This window comes from Xanthobacter sp. YC-JY1, assembly GCF_021730305.1.
Lineage (GTDB): Bacteria > Pseudomonadota > Alphaproteobacteria > Rhizobiales > Xanthobacteraceae > Xanthobacter > Xanthobacter flavus.
Map to the genome: position 1 here is coordinate 3,168,871 of NZ_CP032674.1, position 12,247 is coordinate 3,181,117.

At 66.1% G+C, this 12,247-nt stretch carries 15 protein-coding genes; 7 read left to right on the forward strand and 8 right to left on the reverse strand.

Annotated features, from left to right (window positions below):
- Positions 1–30: 30 nt before the first annotated feature.
- Entirely contained in the window at positions 31–423 is a 393-nt protein-coding gene (locus D7006_RS14845; RefSeq protein WP_237353591.1) for a hypothetical protein, read from the reverse strand.
- Positions 424–427: 4 nt separating this feature from the next.
- Positions 428–1,225 (reverse strand): sterol desaturase family protein, encoded by a 798-nt coding sequence (locus D7006_RS14850; RefSeq protein ID WP_237353592.1) that lies wholly within the window; start codon positions 1,223–1,225, stop codon positions 428–430.
- Positions 1,226–1,643: 418 nt separating this feature from the next.
- Between D7006_RS14850 and D7006_RS14855 the strand changes: the two genes are divergently transcribed.
- Genes D7006_RS14855 through D7006_RS14880 form a run of 6 tightly spaced genes read left to right on the forward strand, consistent with a single transcriptional unit; the run spans position 1,644 to position 7,462 of the window.
- Positions 1,644–2,918 (forward strand): ABC transporter substrate-binding protein, encoded by a 1,275-nt coding sequence (locus D7006_RS14855; RefSeq protein ID WP_237353593.1) that lies wholly within the window; start codon positions 1,644–1,646, stop codon positions 2,916–2,918.
- Positions 2,919–2,928: 10 nt separating this feature from the next.
- Positions 2,929–3,810 carry a branched-chain amino acid ABC transporter permease gene (locus D7006_RS14860; protein WP_229643878.1) on the forward strand — a complete coding sequence of 294 codons (882 nt, stop codon included), beginning with the start codon at positions 2,929–2,931 and terminating at the stop codon, positions 3,808–3,810.
- A complete protein-coding gene (locus tag D7006_RS14865) occupies positions 3,807–4,823 on the forward strand; it encodes a branched-chain amino acid ABC transporter permease (RefSeq protein ID WP_237353594.1) in 1,017 nt (338 codons plus the stop codon). Before D7006_RS14860 ends, D7006_RS14865 begins: the two co-directional genes overlap by 4 nt.
- A gap of 3 nt (positions 4,824–4,826) precedes the next feature.
- A complete protein-coding gene (locus D7006_RS14870; protein ID WP_237353595.1) occupies positions 4,827–5,633 on the forward strand; it encodes an ABC transporter ATP-binding protein in 807 nt (268 codons plus the stop codon).
- Complete coding sequence (locus D7006_RS14875; protein WP_237353596.1) at positions 5,627–6,349, forward strand: ABC transporter ATP-binding protein; 723 nt, start codon at positions 5,627–5,629, stop codon at positions 6,347–6,349. Before D7006_RS14870 ends, D7006_RS14875 begins: the two co-directional genes overlap by 7 nt.
- 3 nt (positions 6,350–6,352) lie before the next feature.
- Positions 6,353–7,462, forward strand: a complete 1,110-nt coding sequence (locus D7006_RS14880) for a Zn-dependent alcohol dehydrogenase (RefSeq protein WP_237353597.1) — start codon at positions 6,353–6,355, stop codon at positions 7,460–7,462.
- A gap of 45 nt (positions 7,463–7,507) precedes the next feature.
- On the opposite strand, the gene D7006_RS14885 is transcribed toward D7006_RS14880, so the two are convergent.
- Both D7006_RS14885 and D7006_RS14890 read right to left on the reverse strand, forming a co-directional pair.
- Complete coding sequence (locus D7006_RS14885; protein WP_229643873.1) at positions 7,508–8,332, reverse strand: GntR family transcriptional regulator; 825 nt, start codon at positions 8,330–8,332, stop codon at positions 7,508–7,510.
- Between the two features lie 79 nt (positions 8,333–8,411).
- Positions 8,412–8,708, reverse strand: coding sequence for a DUF6166 domain-containing protein (locus D7006_RS14890; RefSeq protein WP_169124298.1), 297 nt, complete (start codon positions 8,706–8,708; stop codon positions 8,412–8,414).
- A 154-nt stretch (positions 8,709–8,862) separates the two neighbouring features.
- On the opposite strand from D7006_RS14890, the gene D7006_RS14895 reads away from it, so the two are divergent.
- Positions 8,863–9,210, forward strand: a complete 348-nt coding sequence (locus tag D7006_RS14895; protein WP_237353598.1) for an ArsC family reductase — start codon at positions 8,863–8,865, stop codon at positions 9,208–9,210.
- 36 nt (positions 9,211–9,246) lie between these two features.
- On the opposite strand, the gene D7006_RS14900 is transcribed toward D7006_RS14895, so the two are convergent.
- Genes D7006_RS14900 through D7006_RS14915 form a run of 4 tightly spaced genes read right to left on the reverse strand, consistent with a single transcriptional unit; the run spans position 9,247 to position 12,225 of the window.
- Positions 9,247–9,720 carry a CoxG family protein gene (locus D7006_RS14900; protein WP_169124300.1) on the reverse strand — a complete coding sequence of 158 codons (474 nt, stop codon included), beginning with the start codon at positions 9,718–9,720 and terminating at the stop codon, positions 9,247–9,249.
- Positions 9,721–9,774: 54 nt separating this feature from the next.
- A complete protein-coding gene (locus D7006_RS14905; protein ID WP_229643872.1) occupies positions 9,775–10,476 on the reverse strand; it encodes an ABC transporter ATP-binding protein in 702 nt (233 codons plus the stop codon).
- Positions 10,469–11,221 (reverse strand): ABC transporter ATP-binding protein, encoded by a 753-nt coding sequence (locus D7006_RS14910; protein ID WP_229643871.1) that lies wholly within the window; start codon positions 11,219–11,221, stop codon positions 10,469–10,471. Before D7006_RS14910 ends, D7006_RS14905 begins: the two co-directional genes overlap by 8 nt.
- The gene (locus D7006_RS14915; RefSeq protein WP_169124303.1) at positions 11,218–12,225 is read right to left on the reverse strand and encodes a branched-chain amino acid ABC transporter permease; all 1,008 of its coding nucleotides are present in this window, start codon (positions 12,223–12,225) and stop codon (positions 11,218–11,220) included. The genes D7006_RS14910 and D7006_RS14915 overlap by 4 nt, the downstream gene beginning before the upstream one ends.
- Between the last annotated feature and the right edge of the window lie 22 nt (positions 12,226–12,247).

Below are 12,247 nucleotides of genomic sequence, written 5' to 3' on the forward strand. Positions count from 1 at the left end.
TTGCTGGCCGGACGGTGCCGGCGCTGACCTTCAGATGAGGGCGCCGCCGCCGGGAATCGCGGCCCAGACGGCGAGCGCCATTGCCTGGAGCGCAATCAACGCGGCGAGGCCACGGCGTCCATCACGGAACGATGTCGGCAGCAGATCGAACGGTGCCGGAGCGAACAGCAGCACGAGGCCGCCGACGACGATGAGGCTGGTGAGGCGCAGGTTGGCGTAGCCGTAGACCAGCGCCGCAGCCGCCAGCGCCAGCCACAGCAGGCTGTTTACCAGAACGAGGGCGCGCCCCCCCGCCTGCCGCGCCCCCACCGGACGGGTGCTCGCCGGGAACATGCCTGAGAGCACGAGGAAACCGAGGCAGGCCGCCGTCCACAGCCCCGCGAAGATCGCGAGGCCGGCCACATTGGGTTCGATCGCGGCCATGCCCTCACTCCGCCGGAGCGACATGGGCGGAGCCGCCCGTCTTGCTCTTCGGGGTGCGCGCGGTGCGCCGCATGTCGGTCTTCAGATGGCGGGTGTCATAGCCATTGAAGAGATGGCCGAGGAGCCCGCGGTTGAGGTCCGACGTGCCGAACGCCCAGTCCATGATGGGGAAGGTGAGGTTCATGTTGCGCTCCATCATGAGCGACTGATTGTGGTGCGCGGCGTGGTGGCGGCGATTGGTGTTGATGAAGGGGACGTTCCGCACGAACCAGTTCTCATCGATGTGCGTGGTGAAGTGCATGAATTCGTAGAGCAGATAGACCGAGGTGGTCGTGGCGATGAACAGCCAGCCCACGTTCGGCGAGACCAGCCAGCCGAACACGATGGCGCCGGGAATGGACATGAGCGTGAAGGTCACCAGCGCATAGGGCGGGAAGAAGGTGACGCGCCAGTCATGATGCCCAGCAAAGCGCATCTCTTCCTCGGTGAAGAACTGGTGATGCATCAGCGTGTGGCGGTTATAGACCGCGCGGAACAGCGGAAAGCTCGACGGCCGGTGCATCACGTAGCGGTGGAGCCACCACTCGAAAAAATTGCAGAACAGGAACACGACCGGAATGGTCAACCACTCCCACCAGCGGATCGCGTGCATGTTCGAGGTGTAGATGTAGAGGGCGGTGAAGCCGATCGTGTAGATGATGGCGATGTGCAGCCAGCCATTATACCAGCCGGTGACGCGCTCGCGGTAGGTCGCGCGGTATTTGCGCTGCCGATCCGTCATGGGGCTCGAGGTGAGTTCCATCGCTCTCTCCCTTGCGCGCTGTCGGTGCGCGCCATTGTATTGATTCTCTCGGCGCCGCTTGGGGGCGCCGGCTCCTGAACACCCCGACTGCTGAACGCGCCGGTGCCTGGAGCCGTCGCCCGCCCCAGCTCCCTCGCGCCCGGACGGGGGAAGGATGCTCCGCGACGGCGGATGCACCAGTAATATGTCAGCCACACATCATATGCAAGGCATCGATCCAGCGCCACCGGAAGCCTGACAGCCCGTGAATGCGACCAAAGTTCAACAACTTAACAATTTGATTCAGTTCAATTTTTCCGACCAGCCTTCCTTAAAAATGATCCAGATCAAAAAAGCTGCTTGCAGGCATTCTTTTGGCATATCTATGATATGTCAGTTCACGAAGGCGGGCACGAGACCTGCCTAGGGGAGGACGCCAATGAACATTTCTCGCCGCACATTGATGCGGGGGATCGGTGCTGCCGGTCTCGCCGCTGCCGCTCCGGGGGTTTTCTCCCCGGCCATCGCCCAGTCCAAGCCGGTGCGCATCGGCATTCTTGCACCGCGCTCCGGAGCCATGGGCACGGTGGGCGAATGCGGAGTCCGCGCGGTGCAATGGGCGGCTGAGCGGATGAACAAGGATGGCGGCATAGCCGGCCGCCCGATCGAACTGGTGTTCGAGGAAGAGACCTCGCCGAAGGACACCATCGAGCGGTTCCGCCGCCTGGCGCTGCAGGAGAAGGTGGACTGCGTGCAGGGCCTCATCTCCACCGGCGTGTCGCTCGGCGTCGCGCCTGTGGCGGAGGAGGAGCAGGCGCTCCTCATCATGTGGGACGGCACCACCCAGGACGGCGTCAAGGAAGCGATGCCGAAGTCGCGCTACGTCTTCCGCTCCACCGACAATGAATGCGAGGCGGTGATAGCCTCGCTGCTTGCGATCAAATACTTCAAGGGTAAGATCAAGCGCATCGCCGGCATCAATCCGGACTATTCCTATGGCCGCAACAACTGGGAGGCTTTCCAGCAGATCCTGAAACGCGCGGGCGTCGAAGTGGAGGTGGTGGCCGAGCAGTGGCCGAAGGTCGGCACCATGGACCTCACCTCCCACGTCGCAGCGCTGAAGGCGGCCAAACCCGACTTCATCTTCTCCTCCATGCTGTTCGCGGACCTACCCGTATTCATGAAGCAGGGATCCGCCGCCGGATTGTTCGAGGGCGTGAACCTCGCGCTGCCCGCCGCCGGCTGGCAGATCAACCAGCTGAAGAAGGAGTTCATGCCCGAGAATATCGTCTTCGGGCACAACACGCTCTACTTCGCCCTGCCCAATGCCTCGCCGCTTCAGAAGGCGTTCGTGGAAGATTACATGGGCCGCTACAAGGAGGCGCCGCACTGGGAGGCGGATCGCGCCTATTTTGCGCTCGCCGCCTACAAGGCCGGCGTGGAGGCGGCGGCCAAGGCCACCGGGCGCTGGCCCAAGCTCAACGAGATCATCGAATCGATCCCCAAGCAGAAGGTGGAGAGCCTCGGCGGGCCGGGCCAGTTCCGCGCCGACAAGATCGCCGAGCAGACCTTCTACCAGGGCCTTTCCACCAACCAGAATTCCTACGACTTCCCGACGCTGAAGACGGTGGACAGCTTCACCGCCGACCAGCTCCAGAAGCCGCCGGGCATGGACTTCTGGGAATGGCTCAAGACCTCCAAGCTTCCCGTCTGAGGAGCGCCGCGTGACCGTCTTCCTCGACGTCCTCCTCGGCGGCGTGTTTCACGCCGCCATTCTCTTCCTCGTCGCCGCCGGGCTCCAGCTGGTGTTCGGCGTGCAGAAGGTCATCAACCTCGCCTGCGGTTCCTTCTATGCGCTGGGCGCCTATTTCGGCATCACAGCCGTGGGCCTCGCCTCGGCCGTGGGCTTTCCGGCCTGGACCGTTCTCCCGGTGCTCGTTCTCGCGGGGCTGGTGATCGGCCTCGTGGGCCTGCCGGTGGAGCGCATATTGCGGACCGTCTATCGGCGGGACGAGAGCTATCAATTGCTCCTGACCTTCGGGCTGCTCCTGATGTTCCAGGACGTGTTCCGCTTCTTCTGGGGCGCGACGCCGCGGACATTGGACAATGCCTATCTCGCATACGGCACGGCCGAATTCCTCGGCCTTCGGGTGCCCACCTACAACCTCCTCGTGATCGCCGCTTCCATCGCCATCGCGGTCGCGCTCGGCGCGTTCCTGCAGAGGACGCGCACGGGGCGCATCATCCGCGCCACGGCGGAAAACCGGGACATGAGCGAGGGTCTCGGCGTCAATTCCTCCCGCGTGTTCGCCGCCGTGTTCACGGTCGGCTGCATGCTCGGCACGGTGGGCGGCGCGCTGGTGGTGCCAGCCTCGGCCTCCTCCCTCGACATGGCGGTGGAGCTGGTGGTGGAAGCCTTCGCGGTGGTTGTCATCGGCGGGCTCGGCTCCATGCGCGGCGCGCTGGCCGGTGCACTCATCGTCGGCCTTATCCGTGCAGCGGCCATCATGGTGCTGCCCGAGGCCGAGATTCTCTCCATCTATCTGGTCGTCATCGCCGTGCTCATCCTGCGGCCGGCCGGACTTTTCGGAAAGGCAATGGCATGAGCACCCCGACCTCCGCCCCGGCCACGGTGGCGCCGGCCGTGTCCCCAAACATCTGGCGACCCTCGGGGCTCATATCCTTCCTGGTGATCATCGTCGCCATGGCGGGCCTGCCCCTCGTCGCCTCCACCTACACGCTCACTTTGATGGTGCCGTTCTTCGGCTTCGCCATCGCCCTGCTCGGCTTCAACCTGCTGTTGGGCTACACCGGCCTCCTCTCCTTCGGCCACGCCATGTTCCTCGGCATCGGCGCCTATGCGGCGGCATTGATGACCTCGAAGCTGGGCGTCCGGTCGCTGGAGCTGACCCTCCTCGTCGCGGTGGCGGCGGCAGTGGTCATCGCGGTGCCGGTGGGCTTCCTGTGCGTGCGCTACACGCGCATCTTCTTCGGCATGCTGACGCTGGCGTTCGGCATGCTGTTCCACTCCATCCTGTTCAAGTTCTACGGCCTCACCGGCGGCGACCAGGGCATGAGGGTGATGCGCCCGCTGCTGTTCGGCATGGAGTTCGAGGGCGGCAAGACCGCCTTCATCACCGGGCCGTTCTACTACTACGCTCTCGGCCTGCTCACCCTGCTCGGATACGCCATGTGGCGGATCGTGCGCTCGCCCTTCGGCCTCCACCTCACGGCGATCAGGGAGAACGCGCAGAAGGCGGCCTATCTCGGTGTCACCGTCTCGCGGATGCGGCTGGCGGCCTACGTTATCTCCGGCGTCTACGGCGCCATCGGCGGGGTGATCCTCGCCGTCACCATCGGCCTTGCGGACCCGGAGATCGTCTACTGGACGCAGTCCGGCAACCTCGTCTTCATGGCGGTCCTTGGCGGCTCCGGCGCCTTTGCCGGCCCGGTGGTGGGCGGCCTCGCCTTCGTGCTGCTGCAGGACACGGTGATGTCCGCCACGCAGTACTGGCGGTTCGTGATGGGCGCGGTGCTGGTGCTCATCGTCATCTTCTTCCCGCGGGGGATCGCCGGCCTGTTCGGCGACGCCTTCGCCCGCCTCAAGCGCGGGAGCTGACCCATGGCCTCAAGCGCCCTTCTCTCCGCCCATCAGGTCTCCAAGAGCTACGGCGACTTCCACGCGCTCCGGAACGTGTCGGTGCATGTGGACGATGGTGAATTCATCTCCATCGTCGGCCCCAACGGAGCGGGTAAGTCCACCCTGGTCAACGTGCTCACGGGGCTGCTGAAGCCCACGACCGGGCACGTCCATTTCCGCGGGCAGGACATCGCCGGCATCGGGCCGGTGGAACTCTCCCGTCGCGGCATGGCGCGGGGGTTCCAGCTGGTGAACATCTTCCCCGCGCTCACCGTACGCGAGACGCTGGGCGTTGCCGCCGCCTCGCGCCTGAGGCGCATCGGCAATCCCTTCCGCAGCCTCAGCGCCGATCAGGAGGTCCGCGACGCCGTGGAGGAGGTGGCCGACATCTTCAACCTGCGCCACCGTCTCGACCAGCAGGCGAGCGCCCTCTCCCAGGGCGAGAAGAAGCTGCTGGACGTGGCGAGCGCCTTCGCGCTCAAGCCGGAACTGATCCTCATCGACGAGCCCACTTCCGGCGTCTCCACCGGCGACAAGCACGCCATCATGGAGCTGCTGGTCGCGGCCTCCCGCAAGGCCGGTGTGCGCGGCATCATCCAGGTGGAGCACGACATGGATCTCGTGGCCCGCTACTCGGACCGCATCGTCGCGCTTCAGGCAGGCAGTGTGCTGGCGGACGAGAAGCCGGAAACCTTCTTCAAGGATCCCGCCCTCATCGCCGCCGTGGTGGGCACGCGACCGCCGAAGATGACCCCGAAAACAGCTGTTCAGGAGATCCGCCCATGCTGAGCATTTCGGGCCTCAAGGTCGACATCGCCGGCAGCCGCATCCTCTCCGGCATCGACCTCGCCGTGGAGCCGGGCGAACTCGTCTGCCTCATCGGCCGCAACGGCGCGGGCAAGACCACCACGTTCCGCTCCATCATGGGCTATCGCAAGCCCGCCGCAGGCTCCATCCGCTTCGCCGGCAAGGAGCTGATCGGCCGCGCCCCGCATGAGATCGCCCAGATGGGCGTGGGATTCTCGCCGGAGGAATCGGAAGTCTATGCCGACCTCACGGTCGCCGAGAACCTGGAGCTGCCGACCTGGACGCGCCGCTCCAAGTTGTCGGAGAAGGATCGCGTCGAACGCTCCCTAAACGTCTTCCCCAAGCTTCGGCAATATCTGCACCGGGGCGGCGCACAGCTCTCCGGCGGTGAGCGCAAGATGGTGTCGGTGGCCCGCGCCCTCGCGCTCGACCCGAGCCTGCTGCTGCTGGACGAGCCGTTCGAGGGTCTTTCCCCCGCCATCATCCCGGTCATCTCGGAGGGCATCGCCTCCATCCGCGCCATGGGGCAGGCCGTGCTGATGGCCGAATCCAACGTCCACCACCTCCCGGATTATGTAGATCGCCTCTACGTGCTGGAGCGCGGTGAGATGATCTTCTCCGGCACGCTGGCGGAGGCGTACCGCGACAAGGCGGTGATGCGCGTCATCGCCGGCGAGGTGGAGCTGGAGCACGCCTGACCCATGCCCCTCACCTATCGTGCCGCGGTGCTCCACGCGCCGCAGATGCCGCTCGCCATGGAGACGGTGGAAGCCGCCCCGCTCGGACCGTCGGACGTGCTGGTCCGCATCAAGGCCGCCGGCCTTTGCCACACCGATCTCGAGGTGATCGAAGGCGGCCTCGCCTACCCCATGCCCATCGTGCTCGGCCACGAGGCGGCGGGCATCGTGGAGGAGGTCGGGCGGGAGGCGAAGGGCGTCCGCAAGGGCGACCATGTGGTGCTCTCCTGGAACCCCCATTGCGGCCACTGCTTCTATTGCGACCGCTCTCTACCCATCCTTTGCGAGGGCTATCTCGCGGAAGGCCCGAAAGCCCGTACCTTTGATGGCGCCGCCAAGGCGCGGCTCAAGGACGGACGGGAGCTGGGGAACCTCATGTTTCTTGGAGCCTTCGGCGAATACTGCATCGTCACCGACCAGCAGGCCGTGCCGGTGCCGCGCGAGCTGCCGTTCGAGGAGGCCTGCCTCATCGGCTGCGGGATCATGACGGGCGTTGGAGCTGCCCTCAACGTGGCCCACATCGCGCCCGGCGATACGGCGCTCGTCATCGGCTGCGGCGCCGTGGGGCTAGCAGCGGTGCAGGGCGCGCGGCTGGCCGGCGCAGAGACCATCCTTGCCGCCGATCTCGACGACGCAAAGCTTGCCCTCGCCCGCGCCATGGGGGCGACCCATACGGTGAATGCCCGGACCGGTGACGTGGTGGAAGCGGCCCGCGCCCTCACCCAGGGCCGGGGTGCCGACGTGGTGCTCGAATCCGCCGGCAGCCCCATCGCCTTCCGCGCAACGGTCGAGGCGGTGCGGCCAGGCGGCGAGGTGATCTGGCTCGGCAAGATCGACGTGACGAAGGACGTGTCCTTCCGCTGGGGATCGCTGATGGCGGAAAAGCGCATCCGCCGCGTCTCCTATGGCGGCGCCCGCCCCGCCCGCGACTTCCCCTTCCTCGCCCGAGCCGCGCTTGCCGAACGACTGGATCTCAAGGGCCTGATCTCCCGCCGCATCGCGCTGAGCGAGATCAACGACGGGTTCGCCGCGCTGAAGGCCGGGGAGACGATCCGAAGCGTCGTGGTTTTCTGAAAGTTGAAGACGCCCTCTCCCCTTGCGGAGAGGGCGGATTACCCCTCACGCATCCAGCGTCTTGCGCGCGAAATCCTCGATGTAATCCACGAGGTTGGAAGCTGCGGTCTCGGCCGCCTTGCGGTCGCGGCGGGCCACCGCCTCGGCCACCTCGGCGTGAAGCCGGGCAGCGAGCGGCAGGTCTGCCACTTCCTTGTAGTGCTGGTACCAGAAGCGGCGCGACAGGGCGTTCATGAGGCCCATGGAGCGCACCGCGAATTCGTTGCGCGAGGCCTGCGCCATCAAGAGATTGAAGCGCCGGTCGAGGCGCATGAAGGCGAGGTCGTCCTCCACCTCCGCCGCCTGCCGCATGGAGCCAGCGATCTCGGCGAAGGCCTCCCGCTCCTCGGCCGTGGCGCGCTCGGCGGCGAGGCCGGCCATCAGCACCTCAAGCACCCGCCGGACCTCAAGCAGCCGAAGCTGGGTGCGCAGGTTGATGTCCGACACCAGCACGCCCCGCCGGGGCAGCACCACCACAAGGCCGTCCCGCGCCAGCCGTTGCAGCGCCTCGCGGATGGGGGTGCGGCCGATCTTCAGGCGATCCGAAAGCGTGAGTTCGGAAAGCACCGCGCCGGGCGGCAGTTGCAGCGTCGCGATCAGCTCCTCAAGGATGCGATAGGCGCGATCGGTGAGGCTCGCATCCTCCGCCGGCGCCTCCTCGCGACGTGGGCGGCGGGCCGGCGCACGGGGCTCCTTGCGGGTCTCGCGCAGCGGCTCGAGCAGGATATCGAGGCCGACATCCGCATCCTCCAACACCAAATGCCGCTTCTGACGTTTCACCGGCGTCTTGGAAAGCGCCCTGGAGACCACCTTGGACCCCGCCTTCGCCATGTCGCCCGCTCCTGTTCCGTCGAGAAAAGTGTGACGACGGATTCGCGGCCCGCCGTCAAGCCTCGGAGCGTCTTGTGGCTCAGGCCGCGACGCGGGGGAGCGCGGCAGCGATGTCGTCGGAGGTCATCTCCCACTCATTGGCGAAGTTCGCCACCACCTCGCGCATGAACTGATCGTGCAGCGCATAGGCGCGGCGATCATCGCCGAGGTGATCGGCAAGCAAGGCAAGGGCGAGTTGGGCGGGGGCCTGCCCCTCATAGCTCCACTCGAAGCCGTCGCTGCTCAGTTTGGCGATGTCGGTGCGCTGCGGCAGCGGCTTGCCGTCCACCGTCACCGCGATGCCGTCGATGGTGCGATCTCCCCGATAGGTCTTCATGCGTCCTGCCCTGCCTTTTATTGCCCGTCCAATTGGGATTGCACTGATATGTTACATGAGCAGCAGGAGCCGTTCAACGGCCCTGCGACGCGAAAGCCGCGCGCGCGGCGGCGCGCCCTCGGGTAAGGTCGGCACTTTCAGACGGGGGATTGCGATGACGACGACGATCTATGGCATCAAGGCCTGCGACACCATGAAGAAGGCGCGCGGCTGGCTCGACGAGAAGAGCGTCGCCTATGCCTTCCACGACTACAAGTCGGCCGGCATCGATGCGAAGACGCTGGAAGGCTGGGCGAAGAAAGTCGGCTGGGACAAGCTGCTCAACAGGGCCGGCACGACCTTCCGGAAGCTTCCCGACGCCGACAAGGCGGACATCGACGAGGCCAAGGCCCTGGCGCTGATGCTCGCACACCCGTCCATGATCAAGCGCCCGGTGCTGGAGCACGGGCGCGATCTGATCGTCGGGTTCAAGCCGGAGGACTATGCGGCGAAGGTGAAGTGAGGCCGGCCTGCGCCGGCCTCGGGACCTTCTTGATGCTCAGGATGCCTCGGCCGCCGGAGGCACCTCGGCCGGCGCGTTCAGCGCTTCGGCGAAGCTGGTGAAGAACTGGTCGGAGAGCTTCTTGGCAGTCGCCTGCACGAGGCGCCCGCCAAGAGAGGCGAGCTTGCCGCCGATCTGGGCGTCCGCCACGTAGGTCAGGATGGTGTCGGCGCCATCCTCGGCCAGCGAGACCTTGGCCTCGCCCTTGGCGAAGCCGGCGATGCCTCCATTGCCCTGCCCGACGATGCGGCAACCGGCCGGCGCCTCCATGTCGGTGAGTTCCACCGAGCCGGAGAAGGTGGCCGAGACGGGCCCGACCTTCACCTGCACCTTTGCGGCATAGGCATTGTCGCCCGTCTGCTCCAACTCCTTGCATCCGGGAATGCAGCGCTTGAGCATTTCGGGGTCAAGGATCGCCTTCCACACGGTCTCGCGCGGGGCGCTGATGCGATATTCGCCGGTCAGTTCCACGGGATGGTCCTCCCCTTGTTCTCGTTCGCGCGTGCCGCTCTTCGGCGATGGCGCTCAGACCGCACAATAGCGATCCTGGATGTCCTTGTCGGCGAGCAGTGCAGCAGCGCTTGACTGATGCACCAGCTCCCCTTGATCGATGATGATGGCGCGGCTCGCGAGATTGAGCGCCCATTCCACATTCTGCTCCACCAGAAGCAGCGTCGTGCCCTGGTCTCTCAGGCGGCGGAAGAGGACGCCCATCTCCTCCACCAGCACGGGCATGATGCCCTCGGAGGGCTCGTCCAGCAGCACCATCTTCGGCTTGGAGATGATGGCGCGGGCAATGGCGAGCATCTGCTGCTCGCCGCCGGACATGGTGGTCCCCTGCTGCTCCAGCCGCTCCTTCAGGCGCGGGAAGCTCTTGGCGATTTCGTCGATGGCCGCCCGCTCGTCCGTTCGGCCGGCCGCGACCAGGCCGAGCTGCAGGTTTTCCCGAACTGTGAGGCCGGGGACGATGCGCCGATCCTCCGGCACGTAGCCGAGGCCGAGGCGAAACCGGGCGTGGGCGCCGAGCGGGAGCAGGTCCGTGCCGTCGAACGTCACCCGGCCTTCAGCCCGCGGCATCAGCCCCATGACGGCCCGCAGCGTCGAGGTCTTGCCGGCGCCGTTGCGGCCGACGAGGGCAACGATCTCGCCCTGTTCGATCTTGAACGTCAGATCATGGACGACGTGGCTCGGCCCGTACCAGGCGTTGAGCTTTTCGACCTCAAGCATAGCCATCGTTCTGCCCCAGATAGACGCGGCGGACTTCCGGATCGGCCTGTACCGCTGTCGGCGTGCCGTCGGCGATGAGCCGGCCGTGATGCAGCACAAGGATGCGGTCCGACAGGCCGAGGATCATCTTCATCTTGTGCTCGACCAGGAGAATGGTGCGGTCCGCCGCGAGGCGCTCGATGAGCGCCACCATGTCCTTGGTCTCTTCCGGCCCCATGCCTGCGGTCGGCTCATCCAGCAAAAGCAGCTCCGGGTTCGCCACCAGCGCGATGGCGATCTCAAGCGCCCGTTGCTCGCCATGGGCGAGGTCACGGGCACGGCGGGCGCGGCGATGGGTGAGGCCCACTTCGCCGAGGGCCGCCTCAGCCTTCTGGCTGAGTTCAGGATAACGATCGCGATGGCTGAAGACATCGTAGCGGGTCTTCAGCGCCTGCGCCGCCACGCGCACATTCTCTTCCACCGACAGCTCGGGGAAGAGGTTGGTGATCTGATAGGAGCGCGCGATACCGAGATGGGCAAAGCGGTGCTGCTTCAGCCCCTTGAGCTCTTGCCCCTTGAACCGGATGGAGCCGGTGGAGGGCTGGAGCACGCCGGACAGCACATTGAAGAACGTGCTCTTGCCGGCGCCATTGGGGCCGATCACCGCCGTCACCTTGTTGCGCTCGAACTTCGCCGAGATACCGGCGAGGGCGACGAAGCCGCCGAAAGAGCGGCCCACGTCCGTCACTTCCATCAGCGCGGTCATGACGCCCTCCTGCGGCGCGTGAGCTGGATCAGGCTGCCCCAGATGCCCTTGGGCAGGAACAGCACGAACAGGATGAAGACGATGCCGACGATGAGCTGCCAGTGTGTGGTCCAGAGGGAGGCGACATCCTCGATGAGAAGGAACACCAGCGCCCCCACGAACGGCCCGAAGAAGGAGCCGGCGCCGCCCAGCATGGTCATCATCACCACGATGGACGAGGTGTGAACGCTCAGCGCATCGAGGGGCACGATGGAGAGGTGCAGGGCGGAGAGGGTCCCGGCGAGCCCGCACAAGGCGCCGGACAGGATGAAGGACAGCAGCTTGGTGCGCTCCACGTCGAAGCCGCAGGCGCGGGCCCGGGTCTCGTTCTCACGCACCGCCTCGATGGCCGCGCCAAAGGGCGAGTTCAGAACCCGCGACACGAACCACAGGGCCAGCGCCGCGAAGAACATGATGAAATAGTATTTCGCCAGCGGGTTCAGCAGATTCACCGAAAAGCCGCCGATCAGGTCCGCCTTCGCCACGGTGAAGCCGCGCAGGCCGTTCTCGCCGCCGGTCCAGCCGGAGGCCTGGAGCGCGACGTAATAGACCAACTGCGCCAGGGCCAGCGTGACCATGCAGAAATAGATGCCGCGGGTGCGGATGGAGAGCGCGCCGATCACCGCTGAGAGCAGGCTCGCGCCGACAATGCCGGTAAGCATGGCGGGGAACCAGCCGAAACCGAGATGGGCGATGGCCATGCCGGTCAGGTACGCCCCCGTTCCGAAGAAGGCGGCATGGCCGAAAGAGAGGAGGCCCGTGTAGCCGAACAGCAGGTTGAAGCCCACGGTGAACAGGCCGTAGATCAGCACGTTCACCGCCAGCGCCTGCGACGGCAGCACGAAGGGCAGCACCGCCAGCACGGCGATGGTGAGCGGCACGCGCCAGCGGTCCAGCGCGGCGCCGGCCTTCGGCAAAGCGCGCGGCGCCACGCCCTGCCCGGCGGCGAGGTCGGTTGTGGTCATGGTGTCGTCTCCGTTCACGCGC

Coding starts and splice junctions, on each gene's coding strand:
- D7006_RS14855 (WP_237353593.1), top strand. CDS start 1,644: ATGAACATTTCTCGCCGCACATTGATGCGGGGGATCGGTGCTGCCGGT.
- D7006_RS14910 (WP_229643871.1), bottom strand. CDS start 11,221: ATGACCGCGCTGATGGAAGTGACGGACGTGGGCCGCTCTTTCGGCGGC.
- D7006_RS14845 (WP_237353591.1), bottom strand. CDS start 423: ATGGCCGCGATCGAACCCAATGTGGCCGGCCTCGCGATCTTCGCGGGG.
- D7006_RS14915 (WP_169124303.1), bottom strand. CDS start 12,225: ATGACCACAACCGACCTCGCCGCCGGGCAGGGCGTGGCGCCGCGCGCT.
- D7006_RS14880 (WP_237353597.1), top strand. CDS start 6,353: ATGCCCCTCACCTATCGTGCCGCGGTGCTCCACGCGCCGCAGATGCCG.
- D7006_RS14890 (WP_169124298.1), bottom strand. CDS start 8,708: ATGAAGACCTATCGGGGAGATCGCACCATCGACGGCATCGCGGTGACG.
- D7006_RS14870 (WP_237353595.1), top strand. CDS start 4,827: ATGGCCTCAAGCGCCCTTCTCTCCGCCCATCAGGTCTCCAAGAGCTAC.
- D7006_RS14905 (WP_229643872.1), bottom strand. CDS start 10,476: ATGCTTGAGGTCGAAAAGCTCAACGCCTGGTACGGGCCGAGCCACGTC.
- D7006_RS14895 (WP_237353598.1), top strand. CDS start 8,863: ATGACGACGACGATCTATGGCATCAAGGCCTGCGACACCATGAAGAAG.
- D7006_RS14885 (WP_229643873.1), bottom strand. CDS start 8,332: ATGGCGAAGGCGGGGTCCAAGGTGGTCTCCAGGGCGCTTTCCAAGACG.
- D7006_RS14850 (WP_237353592.1), bottom strand. CDS start 1,225: ATGGAACTCACCTCGAGCCCCATGACGGATCGGCAGCGCAAATACCGC.
- D7006_RS14865 (WP_237353594.1), top strand. CDS start 3,807: ATGAGCACCCCGACCTCCGCCCCGGCCACGGTGGCGCCGGCCGTGTCC.
- D7006_RS14875 (WP_237353596.1), top strand. CDS start 5,627: ATGCTGAGCATTTCGGGCCTCAAGGTCGACATCGCCGGCAGCCGCATC.